This window comes from Niveispirillum sp. GW835-FHT14G11, assembly GCF_058793615.1.
In genome coordinates this window covers 1-987 of record NZ_JBXAFZ010000063.1, presented here as the reverse complement: position 1 = coordinate 987, position 987 = coordinate 1, and the positions used below count along the sequence as shown (strand labels likewise).

Below are 987 nucleotides of genomic sequence, written 5' to 3'. Positions count from 1 at the left end.
TGTCGTATTTCGTCGTATGAATACTTTTCAAACTCATAACCTGAAGGCCGCAGGTTCAAATCCTGCCCCCGCATCCAAAAAAGGCCAGCAATCCTAATGGGTTGCTGGCCTTTGCCGTTTCTGCGACACCGAGCGGCACAAGGCGCGGAAGCACGGTGGAAGCACCCCAGCGTTAGCGATGACCGTAAGCGTCAGCCGAGGCCCGTCTTGCGGCAGGGCTGAGAACTGAGATTCTGCCGCCCCCTGATTTGGTGGTGGCGGATGGCCGGGATTTTGGAAATGGACGGTGTTGGGAGTGCTCGTACGAGCAGTCGCAAGGGAGGCGAGGTTCTGGTTGGCCCGGAGCGGCGGCGGCGATGGAGTGCGGATTCCGACGAAGTCGGCCACCTATTCCGATTTGAAGTCGGGCCAGCGTTCCGATTTCAAAGCGGTCCACTATTCCGGTCGATTTCGGCCGGTTGGGTGAGATGCCCCTCGTGTCGAAATTGGTGATGTCACGGGGACGGATGGGTGGTCAAGGCCGATTGGTCTGTTTGCCCTCCGGCGGCGCGTTTGCGCAGGCTTTCGCCGGCGAGGTCGAGGCAGTGGGCGGCATGGACGACGCGGTCGAGGATGGCATCGGCCAATGTGGGGCTGCCGATCAGGTCGTACCAGCGATCGACCGGGACCTGGCTGGTGATGAGCAGGGAGCCGCGCCCGTAACGGTCCTCAACAATCTCCAGCAGGTCCCGGCTCTGCTCTGGTGTCAGCGGTTCGGGTCCCCAATCGTCCAGGATCAGCAACTGCACCCTGGCCAACGCCTGGAGGAGCTTGGCATAGCGGCCGTCGCCGCGGCCGAGCGCCAGGGCGGCGAACAATCGCGGCATGCGCTGGTAGAGGACCGACATGTTCTCCCGGCAGGCCTTCTGGCCCAAAGTAAGCATCCGGCGTAGGCCCATTCAGGGTTTTGCCTTCCAATTCCATGGCAAGAGTTCGGCGATTGCCTTT

1 pseudogene is annotated in these 987 nt (G+C 61.7%); it reads right to left on the bottom strand.

The annotated features are described in order from the left end of the window. Nucleotides 1-494 precede the first annotated feature (494 nt). A pseudogene (locus tag AC1Q7F_RS32605) lies at nt 495-914 on the bottom strand (ATP-binding protein); the annotation flags it as partial. Between the last annotated feature and the right edge of the window lie 73 nt (nt 915-987).